Source organism: Streptococcus sp. AS20, from assembly GCF_000524255.1.
Taxonomy (GTDB): Bacteria; Bacillota; Bacilli; order Lactobacillales; family Streptococcaceae; genus Streptococcus; species Streptococcus constellatus.
Genome location: NZ_JANS01000005.1, coordinates 426,004 through 440,327, shown reverse-complemented (window position 1 = coordinate 440,327; position 14,324 = coordinate 426,004). Strand labels below are relative to the sequence as shown.

Sequence of the window (14,324 nt, the reverse complement as noted above, 5' to 3'; positions counted from 1 at the left end):
ATTTAACTTACAAACTATTGAATATTTGCTATGGTTATTCGTCAAAATATTTAGCATGTTATTTTTACTTAGTCTAATTGAATTGTCGTCTCAACTATGCTACAATCAAGCTATGATCTTCAATAAATTAGGTAGAAAAAAATTTGTAAATCAATATTTACTGAAAAAGATGATTGCTTTTCGACGGAATAGTTTTATTAAAATTACGCAAAAAACCTTGGTATCACTATTTCCTTTTTTCTTGCTGACAACGATAACAATGGTTTTGTCAGAGTCGGTTTTTTCAGTAAATGGCTATATTAACAACCTATTCAACGTTCGCTCTTGGTTTCCGTATTTTTCGACAATTGGATTGGTTTTGACAAACTGTACTGCTTTGATAGGTGGGCTGTCGGGCCCGTTAGCGACTTATTTTAGCGCGAAATATACGGCTGGTCACTATGGACGTAGCACAGGAACGGCAGGAATTACTGCTTTTATTTTTAGCTTGTTAATTCATTCGCGAAAGTTATTCTCCGCACTTTTAAAAGATGGTGCCTTGATGAGAATTAGCCTTCCTGTCAATATCAATTTAATAGTTGCCATATTGATGGGTTATATAGTAGGGCAAATCTTTCGCTTTTCGAGTCCAAGTGATGATCAAATTGTGGATAAATATTTTGTTTATCGTCCAAAAACAGTTCGTCCCATTCTTTCTTCCTTGTCTCTAGCACTTATTTACAATTTCTTTCTGTTCTTAGGTAATCGTTATAATGTATTTTCGACCATTTCTAATTTTTTCTCAAACTTAATTGTTAATCGAAATAATATCTTCGTGATTGAAATGAACACTGCCTTACGGACTTTTAGTGCTTGGATTGGAAATAGCAATCTCTTTAACAATATTCCTTTTGTCAATGATTCGTTTGCATTAGATAATCTTAATTATGCTTTAAAACAACATACGACGAGAGGAATTCCTTATCCCTTTTCCTCAACAAATCTTTATGATGCCTATGGTATCTTTGCAGGACTTGGTGGAGGATTGGCACTCTTGGTTGCTATTTTATGGAAATCTCGTAGCGACAAAGATCGTGATGTTAGTTTGAAAAGTATTTTCCCTTCTCTTTTTAATCATGGCGCTGCCTTCATGGTTGGCATTCCTATATTTTTCAACTTTCTTTTTTTGATTCCTTTTATTCTTGTACCCATGATAAATGTCTTTATAGCCAGTATTTTTCTTTATTTCAGACTAATGCCACCAGCTGTGTATCCGGTTCCTAGCGGAGCACCGAGTGTACTATATGCTTTCATTGGGACAGGAGGAAGTTTGCGAGCTCTAGCAGTTGGTATTTTCATTTTTATCATTGATGTTATGATATATCTTCCATTTGTTACATTTAATGATCAGATTCATGATGAACTTCGTCGAGTAGATCCAAAAGGAGGTAAGCATGACTAAACAAGTAAAACTTGTTTTGCTAACGGTTTTAATTTTCCTCATTGTTTTAGCAGTCCCCTCTTATAGTTGGACAAGAAAAAATATCGATGAAATTGCTAAATTTTATAATGCTCGTTTGTCGCCAATCATTATGATACCGGGAAGTTCTGCTACAGAAAATCGATTCGATAGTTTGGTTCAAAAACTAAATCAAAGACGTCGTGGGGTTAAGCATAGTTTACTTAAAGTGAAAGTATGGAACGATGGACGGATTACTTATAGCGGTTCGATTGCTGCTAATGACAATGAACCGATTATTGTTATTGGATTTGAAAATAATAAAGATGGTTATAGTAATATCAAAAAGCAAGCTAAAATGGTTAATGCTGCGTTTGAGGACTTGCAAGGAAAATATAATTTCAATAATTTTAAAGGATTGGGGCATTCTAATGGCGGTTTGATTTATACAGCATTTATCGAGAATTATCTTGGAGATTATGATGTGAATCTAAAAAAGTTAATGACAATCGGAACGCCTTATAATTTTACTGAAACAAATATTAATAACAAAACAGAAATGTTAGCTGACTTTATTAAGAATCGTAAAAATATTCCTAGGACCTTAGCGATGTACTCCGTAGCAGGGACTATTACTTATGATTCGGATGAATTGGTTCCTGATACAAGTGTAAGTGCTGGTAAGTATATCTATCAAGGACAAGCAGCTCACTATACAGAAACTACCGTCACAGGAGAAGATGCACAACACTCTGACTTGCCAACCAATGATGAAGTTGTGTCGTTAATCCAAGAACGCCTTACGGACAAAGAAAACAAGAGGAACCAAAAAAATTAGTGGTTTAATGGTAATATCAACTTTTGGGGGTCAGTACAGCTTCGTTCTCTTTTTGGAGAATTGAGTGCTTTTAGACTATTTTATCCCAATACTCCATCAAATATCTTTTTGCTCTCCTCAAACATGTGCTTTTCGGCGTAAAGTCTCAGAACTTTCTTAACAATTACCTGAGATGTTTTTTAATACTTTTTGAGTAGCTAACCTCATTTTAGAACTTTCAGTGGAGAGAATAGAGAATGCGTAAAAACTATTGCCTAGTATGTGTCCCAAATTGGGAGAATTGAATAAATAATATTGAGAGAACGCAAAAAAAGCGTTCTCTCTTTTGTTTTTCTCAAAACCAATTTTAGGAGCTGTTCTGTTATGAATATGAATCAGAAAAAATTACGTGCTAAACAAAGACAATCAAAGAATATGGTGATTGTAGAACTCATGGAATTGACAGGGTGGTCACGTGATCGTGTTATTGCTTCACTTGGCTATCTTGAAGCTACTAGAATGATAAAATTTCCTGAACAAGGTGGAATCATGCTGAGAGCAGGTGAGGTGAAATAATGGCATACGGAAGAATTTCTTTAGAACAAGCTCTAAACAGTGATAATTTTTATCAACTGCCTAAAGTAATTATTGGTACTAAGTTTTACAGCAAACTAAAAGCAGAAGCCAAATTATTATTCATGCTTTGTAGAGATCGTTTGAGTGTCTCACTTGACAGCACCCGAAAAGGAGATTTGAGGTTTGTGGATGAAGCAGGAGATATCTTTATCTATTACTCCATTGAAGAACTTGCTGAAGATCTTGGTTGTGGTAGAGCGAAAGTTATTAAACTAAAAAAAGAGTTGATCAAATATAGCTTAATTGATGAAGTTAGACAAGGATTAAACAAGGCTAATCGTATCTATGTGAAGAATGTTATTACTGATATTCAAATTCTAAACATGACTTTTGAAGAAGCACAACCCCTCTTAAACCCAGTAAAATCAACGGAAGTCTCAAAATCGAACTTCCAGAAGTTCGAAAATGGAACTTCAAGAAGTACCAAAAACGAACTTCAAGAAGTCTCAAAATCGGACTCAACTTATATTAAAGAGAGTAAGACTAAAAAGAATAAGAATAAAATAATTCTTTCTGAGGATGAGGAGGAATCTCCTTCTCGAAATTTGGAAGAAAAGAACCTAGAATTACTTTCTCGAAAAGTGGATAAAGCGACTCGTTATGATAAGGAGTACATTTGGAATCTGGTTCATGAACAGTTATTAAAAGATAACTTTACAGAGACCACAGTAAGCTATATATTGTTAAATTTTGAAGAGCGTTATCAATATGCTTTAGACAATATGAGATATGCTAGCTCCTCGGAGAGGATTGCTGAATATGTCTTTAATGGACTACTAGCAGAATGGAATAATATTGTAAGAAAACGGGAGGGGATAAACTAATGGCACTTTTTGGAAATAATAGAGAGTCACAAAGAATGGCTGCAATGCGAGAAACTCAAAAACCAGCAGAAGAGCTAGAGATGTTGATTGAGTATTATGATAAAACAACAGAAACGATTTCAATTACATTCAACCCAGAAGAATTACAACAATTGGTTGGCAATTCCTTATCAACTGGAGCCAGTATGAATTTTACAAATGTACAACCACCTTTTGTAATCAATCCAAGGTGGGTTAAAAAAGTGACTCTTGCAAAAAGGCAGTAGATTCAAGAGGAAGTCTATGACACTGATTGCATACATTTTTAGATTTTTGACCTAAGCAAGTCATTAAACTACTTAAAGTTCTTTGACAACTGAATAGACCGACTGTCCCGATTAGCATGGCTATAGCGTAAAAAGAAGAAGGAGGGGCGGTGTTACTACCAGAAAAGGATATCTGGTGCTAGCCATTAAAACAAAAGTACATGACTGTATATCATGCCTAAAAGGGTAGTCATAAGGTACTTTAAGAGTAAGGGTTCCTAGACTTAAACCCTGCGTAAAAAACACGGCAAAGACTTATTTTAGAGTCTTTCAGCATGGCTGTCAATTCAGCCTTTCATTCAAACCAAGAAGGAGAGACCTCTATGAATGAAATTAAAAGTCAATATGATACTGAGGTAACTATCTCAGATCTAAAAACACTAGGGTTACATGGTAACGTAACCGCCTATCTTGAAACGGGTGAGACGCTCTTTTTAAGAGCTAAATATGGCATTATTAAGCGTCAAGCTATTGTTAATGGCCAACGTCAAGTTGTTGATGTTGTAGTTCCTTATGCGGATATTTACAAGAAAATCAGAACTGTTTCACGTAAACATTTACTGATTGCTCGTAAAGCAAGGCGTTTAGGAAGACCAATATTGATACTCACGGGCAAAGGTTACCATCGCCCTCAAAAAATAAAGAATAAATTTAAAAAGAAAAAGGAGATCATTTAATATGGATTTAGTAAGAACAGTTGTTGGAGCACTTGGAGTTGTTGGAACAGTTCGTGGACTTTTTGGTATTTGGCAAGGCTGGGAAGACTTCTCAGTCGGAAAGAAAAACGATAATGTACAACAACAAGAACGTGGCCAATCAGGTATGCTCTATGGTGGCATGCTGGCTGCTGGTGCTTCAGGTATCGCAGCGGGAATTGTTGCCGCATTGAGTGGACTCCACTTCTAAGGGGGGATTTGGTGAATGCAAGTGAATTAACAAAATCTTTAGCAGGCTATAATTCAACGGTTAATGATACAGCCAATGCTATTGCTAGTGCTACCCGTCCTCTTGCAATTATAATCATTTCAATTTTCTTTTTGATTGAAATGGACTCCTGGTGGAAGACCATGAAACAAGAAGGAGGAGGGTTAACGTCTGAGTTATGGATGGAAATTGCCTTTAAATATATTATTGCTTATATGCTAGTCATGATGACAGGACGGATTTTTGGTGCTATACTAGAGATAAGCAATATTGCAATCAAAATGATTAACCATGTTGTACCAGCTTCATCTGTGGATTTCAATTCTGAATTAGGTCATATTAAGGGCTGGTTTATCAAGAATGTTATCACTTTTATTGGTGGTGGTACTCAATTTGTTGCTAAATTATCAACGAAACTGATTGTGATGATGCGTTTCTTCCAAATGTATCTTTTAAAAGCTATTGGGCCTTTATTAGTGGCTTTCTTTGTTTCAGATATTACTCGTCCAACAGCTATCAATATTTTAAAATATTTTGGAGCAGTTGCTTTTCAAGGTGTATTAGTCTTTATCGTTCTTAGACTTTATCCAGCTCTTGTCACTAGTGACTTGTTGTCTATCAATATGTCTGGAACTTGGGAAAGCTGGGTTACAGCTTTTACATCCATTGCTAAAGGAATTATTTTTATCTTCCTGTTGTGGGGAAGTCAACGTCAGGCAAAATCACTTCTAGGAGTGATGTAATCAAATGAGGAGGTAAAAAGGATGGCGGAGAATAAAGAATTGTCAAAAATAACCATTCATGCACACGATGAAGAAGAAGCTCACCGTTTGGTCTCTGCTGTATTTCAACAAGAACATAACCATAGTCAAACTCAGGAGGCAACTAAACCTAATTCTTCAAGTAAGTTTATGGTGGCAGTCAAGACCATTGGCTATGTGCTTCTGGTTGCTGGAGAATGGCTGTTAAAAATGATTCTTTTCCTCCTGATGACTCCTATATATTTATGGTATTTTATACGTAATTGGATTGGTTCTGCAGTTGTTATCTTGGTTGGTTACTTTATAATAGCTTTAGCTTATTATAATTTTACTGGGCAGAATAGCCTAGTATCAAATGGTGATACGATTACAGCTACTCTATTTAGTGAAACCAAAGGAATGATTCTTTTAATTGTAATTACTGTCTTTGCAGCATTGGCAACATTTGGAGAGATTCGAGATGGTCTTGACTAATATTAGAAAAGAAATAATTTAGCACTTTACAACTCTGTAAGGTGCTTTTTGTATGACGAGGAGTGATGGAGTGAATAATAAACTTGGATCAGAATTTCTTAGGAAATTTGATAACTATGAACGGCCAATTCTATTTGGTCGTACCAAGCGCCAGCTTGTTTTTTTGTTGGGAATTTGTTTTGGAGCAGGATTGAGTATCCTGCTTTATTTCTTACACTTTCCAAAATTTGTGACTTATGTTTTATTAGCAGTCATTGTGACACCCTTTATTCTTTATGGAACGAAAAAAGACGTAGAGCTAAAAGAAATTTTTAGATTTAAGTTCACTATCCAGGAGCGTGTGTTTATGACTGACTACCAGAAAGGAGAAAGCTATACAAAACATGATTTTAAACCTAAAAAAGGGGTCAAAGAAGTTAACCAAGGCTGAAAAAGAACGTCGTGGGCGTCTCAGACGCTTGGTAAACCCCAGTACACAAAATTCTATCTATTTTGCTAACCTTTTTGAGGATGGCTTAATGAATATTGCAGGAAATGAGTGGTCACGAACTTACCGCTTAGGTGATACGGCTTATAATTCTGCCAATACTGAAGATAAAGTAGAAGTGATTGACACAAATGCTGAAGCAATCAATAGTCTGGATGTTGGTAATACCTATCAGTTGCTCGTTATCAATAGACGGATTGAAACGAACGCTCTTGATAAGGTCTTGTATGAGGAAGAAGATGATGCTTATGATGATTATCGTCAAGAATATAATCAGATTATCCAAAATCGTTTTTCTTCTGACCGTCGGAATTTCAAACTTGAAAAATATGTAACACTTTCAACACAAAGTTATGAACGCCAACAGGCAGACTTGCAACTGCACGAGTTGGCCGATACTATCCATGATCAATTTGCGGAAATGGAAATTACATTTGACGAATTGAACGGATTAGACCGTCTTCATATTTTTAATTGGTTTCTTCATCATGAAAGTGTCTTTCCTTACACTTATAAAGATATGGCTCTTTCAGGTTTGTTTGCCAAGGATTTTATTGCTCCTAGCTACATGAAATTCATTGAAGACCGCATAAAGATTGAGCAGAAACAAGCCCGTATAATGTTTGTTCGCCACTACCCAACTTGGTTAACTGACAAACTGATTAAAAAAATAACGGATGTAGGGGTAGAGATGGCGCTTACTGTTCAGGCAACGCCTTATGAACCTGGGGATTTTACTCAAAAATTGACGAACCAACAATCTATTGTCAAAATTGAAATGGTCAAAGATCAACGCCAAGGAGCTATGCAAGGACTTGATCCTGAGCTTGCTACTTCAGGAGTAGCTAGGGAAACAAGTGAAACGACTCGTAAATGGCGAGAAGAGATCACGGAACACGACCAAAAGGCCTTTTCTGGAATGATTGCTGTCTATGTGGTAGCAGATACTTTGGAGGAATTGAATCTAAATAGCGATAAGATTAAAGCAGCAGGTCGTCAGCTAGGAGTGCGTTTTGAAGATTGTTATCGATACCAAGAACAAGCGCTTAATACAGTACTTCCAATTGGGCACACTTTCTTAAATGTTAAGAGTGAGTTTGTACGTCCAATGACTACTAATAACCTAGCTACTCAAATTCCTTTTACAAACGTTGATTTGCAGTCTGATAGCCCTCGAGCTCTTTATTATGGTCAAAATCAACTTTCTCATAATGCTATTACCCTAAACCGTAAAGAACTCAATGCTGCTAATGGTGTTTGTATCGGTTCGTCTGGTTCTGGTAAAGGGATGACCATTAAAACAACTGAAGTCATTCCAACTATTCTTAAATTTCCTGAAGATCGTATTATCATAGTGGATCCTGAAGGAGAGTACACAAAGATTGGCCATGAGTTCAATGGTCAAGTCATTGATATTTCCACAAAGTCCGCTACTCATATCAATCTGTTGGATTTGACGAACACGGATGAACAATTATTCAATGAGGACGGAACAGAAATTGATTTGATTGCTGATAAGGCAAACCTTTTGATGGGATTATTCGAGTCTGTTTTGAAAGAAGTCACGGATGATCATATTACCATTATTGATCGTGTGACAACAGAGGTTTACAAGCGTTATGACCACCCAACTCTAAAGGAATGGCAAGATGTCCTAGAAGAACAGCCAGAAGAAGCAGCTAAGGAATTGGCCACAAAAGCTGAAATTTATACCCGAGGCAGTCTCAATCTATTTGCACATGAGACCAATGTTGACCTTACTAATCATCTAGTTGTCTTTAATCTAAAAGGCCTATCTAAGAAATTGAAACCTTTTGCTTTGATGGTTCTTCATGATTATATTTGGCAACAAGTTATTGATTGTCAAGGTATCCTGACTATTCGTCTTTTCTGGGATGAATTACATCTGACCTTCCGTAATCCAACGGATGCTGCTTTCTTTGCGGAATTGTGGGCACGTATTCGGAAGTATGGTGGTATCCCTACAGGTATTACTCAAAATATTGGAACAATCATTAGTTATGAGGAAGGTCGTAACCTTCTTTCTAATAGTGAGTTTATGATTTTGTTGAAACATCGTAAGCAAGACTTGCAGAGTCTTAGTCAAGTGATTGATATCCCTGAAGCACTGATTAAGTACATTAAGCATCCAAAAGAAAAAGGATCTGGTTTAATCGTTGCGGGATCAACTATTGTCCCATTTGAAAATAAAATCCCTAAAGGAACTAAACTATATAACTTAGCAGAAACAGATGCCTAAGTGAGGTGATGGGATGACAGAAGAGAAGCAGTCAACTTGGGTAGAACAAAAGATTGCCCAACGTAGACGTATCAAAGAACAAGTTAACCAACGTATTCAAGAAAATCAAACTCAAAACAAACCCCATAAAGGCGTTAAACAAGCCCGTCGTTATCAACGTGAAGCCAAACAAGAGGTCAGTTCAGCTAAGCAAGAGTATCGTGTCATTAAAAAGACACAAGCTGAAAGTTTAAAAGCCTCTAAGGAAAAGTTAGATCAGGCACGTGAAAAGTACAAAGTCTTTAAGAAAGTTCACAAAGCAGCGGTTAAACGAAATGGTGGATCCAGGACTAAAAAGGTGACTCGTAAAGGGTATCAAACCACCCGAAGTACTGCTGAAAGTACGGTTAGAGACAATGATACTCTGGGAGATATTGCTTCTTCTCGTCAAAAGATTAGACATAATCAAGCAACCGTTCGACAAAGCAAGAAGATAGCTAAATACTCCTATAATCTTGGTAAATCAATGGTAGGAGGTGCTTATAATCTTGGAAATCGTGGTTATAATTTCGCAAGAGGTAGAGGGTTCACCAGAACTCTTAAAAATGAACGCTGGGAAACCAAAGTAGCTAATCGATTAAAGAAGATAAGAGGCCGTTTAGCACGTTCTAAACTAGGAAAGACGGCTAAAACTACTTCAAGGGTTTTTAACGTATTTACGAAACCAGCACGTACTATTTTGAAAAATCCACTATCTTTAAAGGCTTATATTACTATGTTTGTGCTATTCTTGATTTTAGCTATTTTTACAGGTGGAAACCCACCAACGGCTATGGAACAGGATGAATTTGAACTCAATCAGTCATGGTTGTATCTATCAAAGATTGATCGTGAAAAATCGACGGATAAGGTTGATTATTGGACAAACATTGATGATATTGTTTTTTATATGAATTATAGATATGGGGATTATAAATTAGATGATAGGTGGATAACCAGTAATCAAGTAGGAAGTGATGTCTCGAAAACATATAAGAATGCCTTGACCAGTATCTGGAATCATTTAAATAGTGATACTGATCATCTTAAAGAAATGGCTGATTTGTATGGAAAAGATAGTAAAATAGCATGGATGATTCTCTCAAAAGATGAACGGAAAGAATATGAGGAGCTATTATCAGAGTCTAAAGAATTGGGACGCTATAGCGTTTATCAGGAATTAGACAACCCATTCTATACAGATAAAGACGAGGCCCATTATAATAGCCCCTTGCGCATTATCAAACGTTTTGGCTATATCAGTAAAAGCAAAATCTATTATGGGTCAGTTCTTCAGGCTAATGCAGGGCAGCAACTTTTGGCGGTTATGTCTGGAACTGTTAAGGTTTCAGGCACTGATATAACGATTGAAACCAAGGAATCTAAGTTTACTTATAAAGATGTGTCAGGTATCCGTTTCAAGACAGGAGATACCATTGAACAAGGTACGTTCATTGGAACTGTTAAGAGCAGTACTGGTCAAGAAGTTTATTACCAGAAACAAGAAGAAAAGGCGACAAAAAAACAAAAAGCCAAATGGACGTACGTGAACGTTGGTTTTTACTTTCGACTGGTGAACTACACACAGACTACCTCTGTCATGACTAATCTTGATATTTCAGGAGATTTAGCCCAACGCTCTAGAGCCGTTCGGGATCACATTAAAAAGAAAATTCCGAATGCGACAGATAATGGAATAGCTGCTGTGCTTGGAAATTTTGCGACAGAAAGTAACATCAAGGCTAAACGAGCAGAAAGTGATTATTTAAGTCCACCGATTGGGGCAACTGCTTCTTCCTGGGATGATGAAAATTGGCTCAATATGGGCTTTGCTCAAGGAGCCAGTGTCGGCTCTTTAGTCATTCACCGCGGCTTAGGACTTGGCATGTGGACAGATACTTCGGATGGAGCAATTCGAAATACACTTCTTAGAAACTATGCAAAGTCAAAAGGGAAGAAGTGGTATGACCTGGAGCTGCAGATTGACTTCATGCTAGAAGGAGATAATCCTTATTATATTCACATTTTAAAATCTATTTTAACGAGTAATGAGAATGTCGCTACCTTAACCACCCGTTTCTTAAACCAATGGGAGGGCAATGCTGGGGATAAGCTCGCCCAACGTCAAAATAATGCGAAACAAATGCTGATGTATTTCAAACAAACCATTAAGGGAAGTGGAACTCTAGCTTCTTCTTGGAATTTTCCGGAAGAGTATCGAAGCCAAATCAAACAGCCGCCATCAACGGCAGCCATGACAACTCAAGCAGGCAATGGCTATCCAGTTGGGCAATGTACCTGGTACGCTTATAATCGTTTAGTAGAATTAGGAAAAATTACAGATTTATCTGGTAGTTATGGCTACTTAGGAAATGGGCAAAATTGGGTCATGTCTCTTATTGGAAAAGGTTGGAAACTTTCTGCGACTCCAGTTGAAGGAGCAGTCGTCTCTACTGCTGGGGGATTTGATGGTACGTTGCCACAATATGGGCATGTTGGCATAGTAGAGGTTGTCAATGCTGATGGTAGTTTCTTAGTCAGCGAGCTCAATTACGCAGGAAATCAATCGCAAATCCATTGGCGAGTATGTCGTCCAGCAGCGTACTATACCTTTGCAACAAGATGACAAAATAGAAAGGAACGAATATTGATGAAAATGTTAGATATGGACAAATTGAAACGGGTAAAAGTCATTGGGCTTGTTGTTGGTGCTGTTTTATTATTACTTATTGGATATGGTATAGGGGCTAGTGGTAAAAATACTAGCTCTAATCCTTCTAGTAAAGAAAATAAGACGACCACAATCAAGTCAGAAAAAACAAAAGAATTAACCCAAAAGCAGGTAAAAAATTTTTTAGTCTCGTATTATACGAAAAAAGATCTTAGTGAAAACCGTAACCGATACAAAGAATATATGACGGATGCCATGTATAATCAAGAGACTTCAACTGAAGATGAAGCAACTAATCAAGCTTATAAAGGCTACGTGGTAGATTATATCTTTAAAGAAGCGGAAATTTACATTGATACAAAGAATAAGGTTGCTATTGCTAAAGTTCGTTACACCAATACTTTATTAGCAAAGAAAAATAATTATGAAAAAGCTCAAAAGAATGTGTCAAATGAATCCACTCTTCGTTTGACCTATGTGCAACAAAATAATAAATTGTTGGTCAATAAAAAGGAATCAATATTGCTGGTATCTAATACTGAGTCAAACAGTGATTATCCTAATTATGGTACAGCAACAAGTAACAACGGCACAACTGCAAATTCAGACAAAACAAAGTAAAGGAGGAAGAAAATGGCTAAAAAACAAACGAGTGCAGATCTTAAGAAACGCTTGGAAACGGGAGAGGAAGCACTCCGAAAACTTCAATTACAGGCTGATGATATCGCTCAAAAAGTCAAGATTCAAGTCCAAAAGAATCGAAATTTAGAGGCAGAGTATATCACCCTTTTGCTTCAAGAAAACAACAAGTCTAGAGGCGACCTGGAAAAGCTGATCGCTTCTAGTCCATTAGGAGGAAATTAAACATGTTTATTGTTAAGGATTTAGAAACTGACACAGAGGATCGATTTGAAACACGAGATCAGCTGTTAGCTTTCCTAGATATTGCTAGTGCTCGTGTACGCCAAGCTAAAAGCAAAGAGGAGAAAATTTTAGAACACTTTGACCAGGATGGTAAACAACTTGAAAAAACAACTATATCTCTCCCCATTGAAACGGATGCGGATGCTTATTTAATCAACTTTGGAAAGCTTAAAGATAAATCAGGCTTTCCATTTCCCAGGCGTCCTTCAGTCAGTGGTTCAATCAGTTCGTCTGAGAAATCCTCTAAGGAAGAAGTGCCTGTAAAAAAGACTAAACAAGAGGCAAAAAAACCTCTCTCAATACCATATAAGCAAGAAATACCGAGACAGACAGCAGTGGCTAGAGCAAAGCGACCTTCCTTGATTGTTTTTCTCTTTCTGTTATGGAGTCTTGGGGTAGCAGCGTTAGGTTCTGGTCTTTACCAGGAGAGGCAAACTACACAATCTTTGACTAATCGGGTATCGCAGCTGGAGACTTTGCAAAAGAAGATACCTGCCATTGATGCTTTCAGCCGTTTCTTCTTACCCAATTATTTCACGGGTAATCAAAAATATTTTTCAGAATATCTTTCAACAAATCTCCAGAAGAAAAGTCTGGATTCCCAAACAGGTACTCTCCAATCTGTAATTTTGGAAGGTATCACATATAGAAAAAAAGGCTATCAGGTTAGTTATGTGCTCTCTGTCAAAAAGAATGGTGACACAAGAGAAACTTTGCGCCTGGCGTTTACGGTTAAGGTTAATCCTAAAGCAGCTCATGGTTATGAAGTAATATCAGCGCCTAAAAGCAGTAACTATCCAAAATAGTTTGGCCGTCTTTTTCTTAAAAGCCTATAAATAAAGTATTTAAGACAGTATATTAAAAGTAAAGGAAAAATTATCATGAAAAAAACATCATTTATTGCACTTGTTACACTATCTAGCTTGGTTCTTAGTCAGGCAGCAGTTTTTGCGGACGAAGGTTCAGCTCCCGTTGATTCAACAGCCAGTGTCGTTGTCACACCTACACATCCTTCATCAACTCCCTCAAAGACTAATCCTACACCTACCATCCCACCTGTTGACAATACAGCAACGCCAAATGTAACACCCCCTAATTCTGATACGTCGACTAGTACAGCACCAACAACTCCAAGTACTACAGAACCAAGTAAGGATGATGCGGTATTACCAAAGGATTCTTCTTCAACTGTAAAACCTAGTACAGATAAGCAAGACACAACACCATCCCCCTCTAAAGATACCACACAAAAACCATCTTCCCAGCCAAGTCAAACCGATACGGCTAGTGCAGGTACAACAGCTACAGATAATAAGACAGTGACTGTTCCAACGGTTGATGGCGGAAAAACAACCTTAACTCCAAGTGTAGATGTACCAACTAATAAACCTAACGTATCTGCGCAAACAGCTGTTGATGCAGGTGCTAGTCAAGTTGGTACGACTTCACAAGTGACAGGTCAAATTGTTCAGAATGTGACTCCAGCTGCTCCAGTTTACACTAATACGGGTTATCAAATTGTCTCAACCGTGAATAGTCAGGTAGTTGTAGCTTATGCGGACGGTTCCAGAGCTACAGTCAGTCCAGAAGAAGTTGGAGGGACAGTTAATGCAGATAAAACTATTTCAGTCACTGATCAGGCAGGAGAAAAGAAAACCCTTCCTCATACAGGTGAGAAAGCAGGAGTGTTAATGATGACACTAGGTCTTGGCATTCTGGCTTTAGTTGTGGCGGTTCTTTTTAAAAGAGAAACACTCAAACGTTAATAAATTGCTGGCAGCGGTA

Annotated in this window: 16 protein-coding genes; all 16 read left to right on the top strand. The window is 37.3% G+C overall.

Going from position 1 to position 14,324, the window contains the following annotated elements; translation table 11 throughout:
- The first annotated feature begins 112 nt into the window (after positions 1–112).
- The 16 genes from HMPREF1514_RS03155 to HMPREF1514_RS03080 all read left to right on the top strand — a co-directional run bounded on the left by HMPREF1514_RS03155 (position 113) and on the right by HMPREF1514_RS03080 (position 14,305).
- Positions 113–1,441 carry a PTS sugar transporter subunit IIC gene (locus HMPREF1514_RS03155; RefSeq protein ID WP_037597148.1) on the top strand — a complete coding sequence of 443 codons (1,329 nt, stop codon included), beginning with the start codon at positions 113–115 and terminating at the stop codon, positions 1,439–1,441.
- Complete coding sequence (locus HMPREF1514_RS03150; protein WP_037597146.1) at positions 1,434–2,276, top strand: alpha/beta hydrolase; 843 nt, start codon at positions 1,434–1,436, stop codon at positions 2,274–2,276. Before HMPREF1514_RS03155 ends, HMPREF1514_RS03150 begins: the two co-directional genes overlap by 8 nt.
- A 363-nt stretch (positions 2,277–2,639) precedes the next feature.
- Positions 2,640–2,831, top strand: coding sequence for a hypothetical protein (locus tag HMPREF1514_RS03145; protein ID WP_003043393.1), 192 nt, complete (start codon positions 2,640–2,642; stop codon positions 2,829–2,831).
- Complete coding sequence (locus HMPREF1514_RS03140; RefSeq protein WP_037597145.1) at positions 2,831–3,715, top strand: replication initiator protein A; 885 nt, start codon at positions 2,831–2,833, stop codon at positions 3,713–3,715. The genes HMPREF1514_RS03145 and HMPREF1514_RS03140 overlap by 1 nt, the downstream gene beginning before the upstream one ends.
- Complete coding sequence (locus HMPREF1514_RS03135) at positions 3,715–3,981, top strand: thiopurine S-methyltransferase (protein ID WP_037597143.1); 267 nt, start codon at positions 3,715–3,717, stop codon at positions 3,979–3,981. The genes HMPREF1514_RS03140 and HMPREF1514_RS03135 overlap by 1 nt, the downstream gene beginning before the upstream one ends.
- 362 nt (positions 3,982–4,343) lie before the next feature.
- Complete coding sequence (locus HMPREF1514_RS03130; protein WP_037597142.1) at positions 4,344–4,697, top strand: hypothetical protein; 354 nt, start codon at positions 4,344–4,346, stop codon at positions 4,695–4,697.
- Between the two features lies 1 nt (position 4,698).
- The gene (locus tag HMPREF1514_RS03125) at positions 4,699–4,926 is read left to right on the top strand and encodes a hypothetical protein (RefSeq protein WP_003043547.1); all 228 of its coding nucleotides are present in this window, start codon (positions 4,699–4,701) and stop codon (positions 4,924–4,926) included.
- Positions 4,927–4,937: 11 nt separating this feature from the next.
- Positions 4,938–5,687: a hypothetical protein gene (locus HMPREF1514_RS03120; RefSeq protein ID WP_037597141.1), complete on the top strand. Its 750-nt coding sequence runs from the start codon at positions 4,938–4,940 to the stop codon at positions 5,685–5,687.
- Positions 5,688–5,708: 21 nt separating this feature from the next.
- Positions 5,709–6,179: a hypothetical protein gene (locus tag HMPREF1514_RS03115; RefSeq protein WP_003043521.1), complete on the top strand. Its 471-nt coding sequence runs from the start codon at positions 5,709–5,711 to the stop codon at positions 6,177–6,179.
- 70 nt (positions 6,180–6,249) lie between these two features.
- Positions 6,250–6,609, top strand: a complete 360-nt coding sequence (locus HMPREF1514_RS03110) for a PrgI family mobile element protein (protein ID WP_003043212.1) — start codon at positions 6,250–6,252, stop codon at positions 6,607–6,609.
- A complete protein-coding gene (locus HMPREF1514_RS03105) occupies positions 6,563–8,926 on the top strand; it encodes a VirB4-like conjugal transfer ATPase, CD1110 family (RefSeq protein WP_037597139.1) in 2,364 nt (787 codons plus the stop codon). Before HMPREF1514_RS03110 ends, HMPREF1514_RS03105 begins: the two co-directional genes overlap by 47 nt.
- 13 nt (positions 8,927–8,939) lie before the next feature.
- The gene (locus tag HMPREF1514_RS03100; RefSeq protein ID WP_037597138.1) at positions 8,940–11,570 is read left to right on the top strand and encodes a phage tail tip lysozyme; all 2,631 of its coding nucleotides are present in this window, start codon (positions 8,940–8,942) and stop codon (positions 11,568–11,570) included.
- Between the two features lie 24 nt (positions 11,571–11,594).
- The gene (locus HMPREF1514_RS03095) at positions 11,595–12,236 is read left to right on the top strand and encodes a hypothetical protein (RefSeq protein WP_084635977.1); all 642 of its coding nucleotides are present in this window, start codon (positions 11,595–11,597) and stop codon (positions 12,234–12,236) included.
- 12 nt (positions 12,237–12,248) lie between these two features.
- The gene (locus HMPREF1514_RS03090) at positions 12,249–12,479 is read left to right on the top strand and encodes a hypothetical protein (protein ID WP_003043203.1); all 231 of its coding nucleotides are present in this window, start codon (positions 12,249–12,251) and stop codon (positions 12,477–12,479) included.
- Between the two features lie 2 nt (positions 12,480–12,481).
- Complete coding sequence (locus HMPREF1514_RS03085) at positions 12,482–13,345, top strand: hypothetical protein (protein WP_003043458.1); 864 nt, start codon at positions 12,482–12,484, stop codon at positions 13,343–13,345.
- Positions 13,346–13,420: 75 nt separating this feature from the next.
- Positions 13,421–14,305 (top strand): LPXTG cell wall anchor domain-containing protein, encoded by an 885-nt coding sequence (locus HMPREF1514_RS03080; protein WP_037597136.1) that lies wholly within the window; start codon positions 13,421–13,423, stop codon positions 14,303–14,305.
- Positions 14,306–14,324: the final 19 nt, after the last annotated feature.

What these genes read in the sequence shown, in the direction of transcription:
- HMPREF1514_RS03135 (WP_037597143.1), top strand. Translation starts at nt 3,715, where the DNA reads ATGGCACTTTTTGGAAATAATAGAGAGTCACAAAGAATGGCTGCAATG.
- HMPREF1514_RS03115 (WP_003043521.1), top strand. Translation starts at nt 5,709, where the DNA reads ATGGCGGAGAATAAAGAATTGTCAAAAATAACCATTCATGCACACGAT.
- HMPREF1514_RS03085 (WP_003043458.1), top strand. Translation starts at nt 12,482, where the DNA reads ATGTTTATTGTTAAGGATTTAGAAACTGACACAGAGGATCGATTTGAA.
- HMPREF1514_RS03145 (WP_003043393.1), top strand. Translation starts at nt 2,640, where the DNA reads ATGAATATGAATCAGAAAAAATTACGTGCTAAACAAAGACAATCAAAG.
- HMPREF1514_RS03150 (WP_037597146.1), top strand. Translation starts at nt 1,434, where the DNA reads ATGACTAAACAAGTAAAACTTGTTTTGCTAACGGTTTTAATTTTCCTC.
- HMPREF1514_RS03140 (WP_037597145.1), top strand. Translation starts at nt 2,831, where the DNA reads ATGGCATACGGAAGAATTTCTTTAGAACAAGCTCTAAACAGTGATAAT.
- HMPREF1514_RS03155 (WP_037597148.1), top strand. Translation starts at nt 113, where the DNA reads ATGATCTTCAATAAATTAGGTAGAAAAAAATTTGTAAATCAATATTTA.
- HMPREF1514_RS03105 (WP_037597139.1), top strand. Translation starts at nt 6,563, where the DNA reads ATGATTTTAAACCTAAAAAAGGGGTCAAAGAAGTTAACCAAGGCTGAA.
- HMPREF1514_RS03080 (WP_037597136.1), top strand. Translation starts at nt 13,421, where the DNA reads ATGAAAAAAACATCATTTATTGCACTTGTTACACTATCTAGCTTGGTT.
- HMPREF1514_RS03090 (WP_003043203.1), top strand. Translation starts at nt 12,249, where the DNA reads ATGGCTAAAAAACAAACGAGTGCAGATCTTAAGAAACGCTTGGAAACG.
- HMPREF1514_RS03125 (WP_003043547.1), top strand. Translation starts at nt 4,699, where the DNA reads ATGGATTTAGTAAGAACAGTTGTTGGAGCACTTGGAGTTGTTGGAACA.
- HMPREF1514_RS03095 (WP_084635977.1), top strand. Translation starts at nt 11,595, where the DNA reads ATGAAAATGTTAGATATGGACAAATTGAAACGGGTAAAAGTCATTGGG.
- HMPREF1514_RS03130 (WP_037597142.1), top strand. Translation starts at nt 4,344, where the DNA reads ATGAATGAAATTAAAAGTCAATATGATACTGAGGTAACTATCTCAGAT.
- HMPREF1514_RS03100 (WP_037597138.1), top strand. Translation starts at nt 8,940, where the DNA reads ATGACAGAAGAGAAGCAGTCAACTTGGGTAGAACAAAAGATTGCCCAA.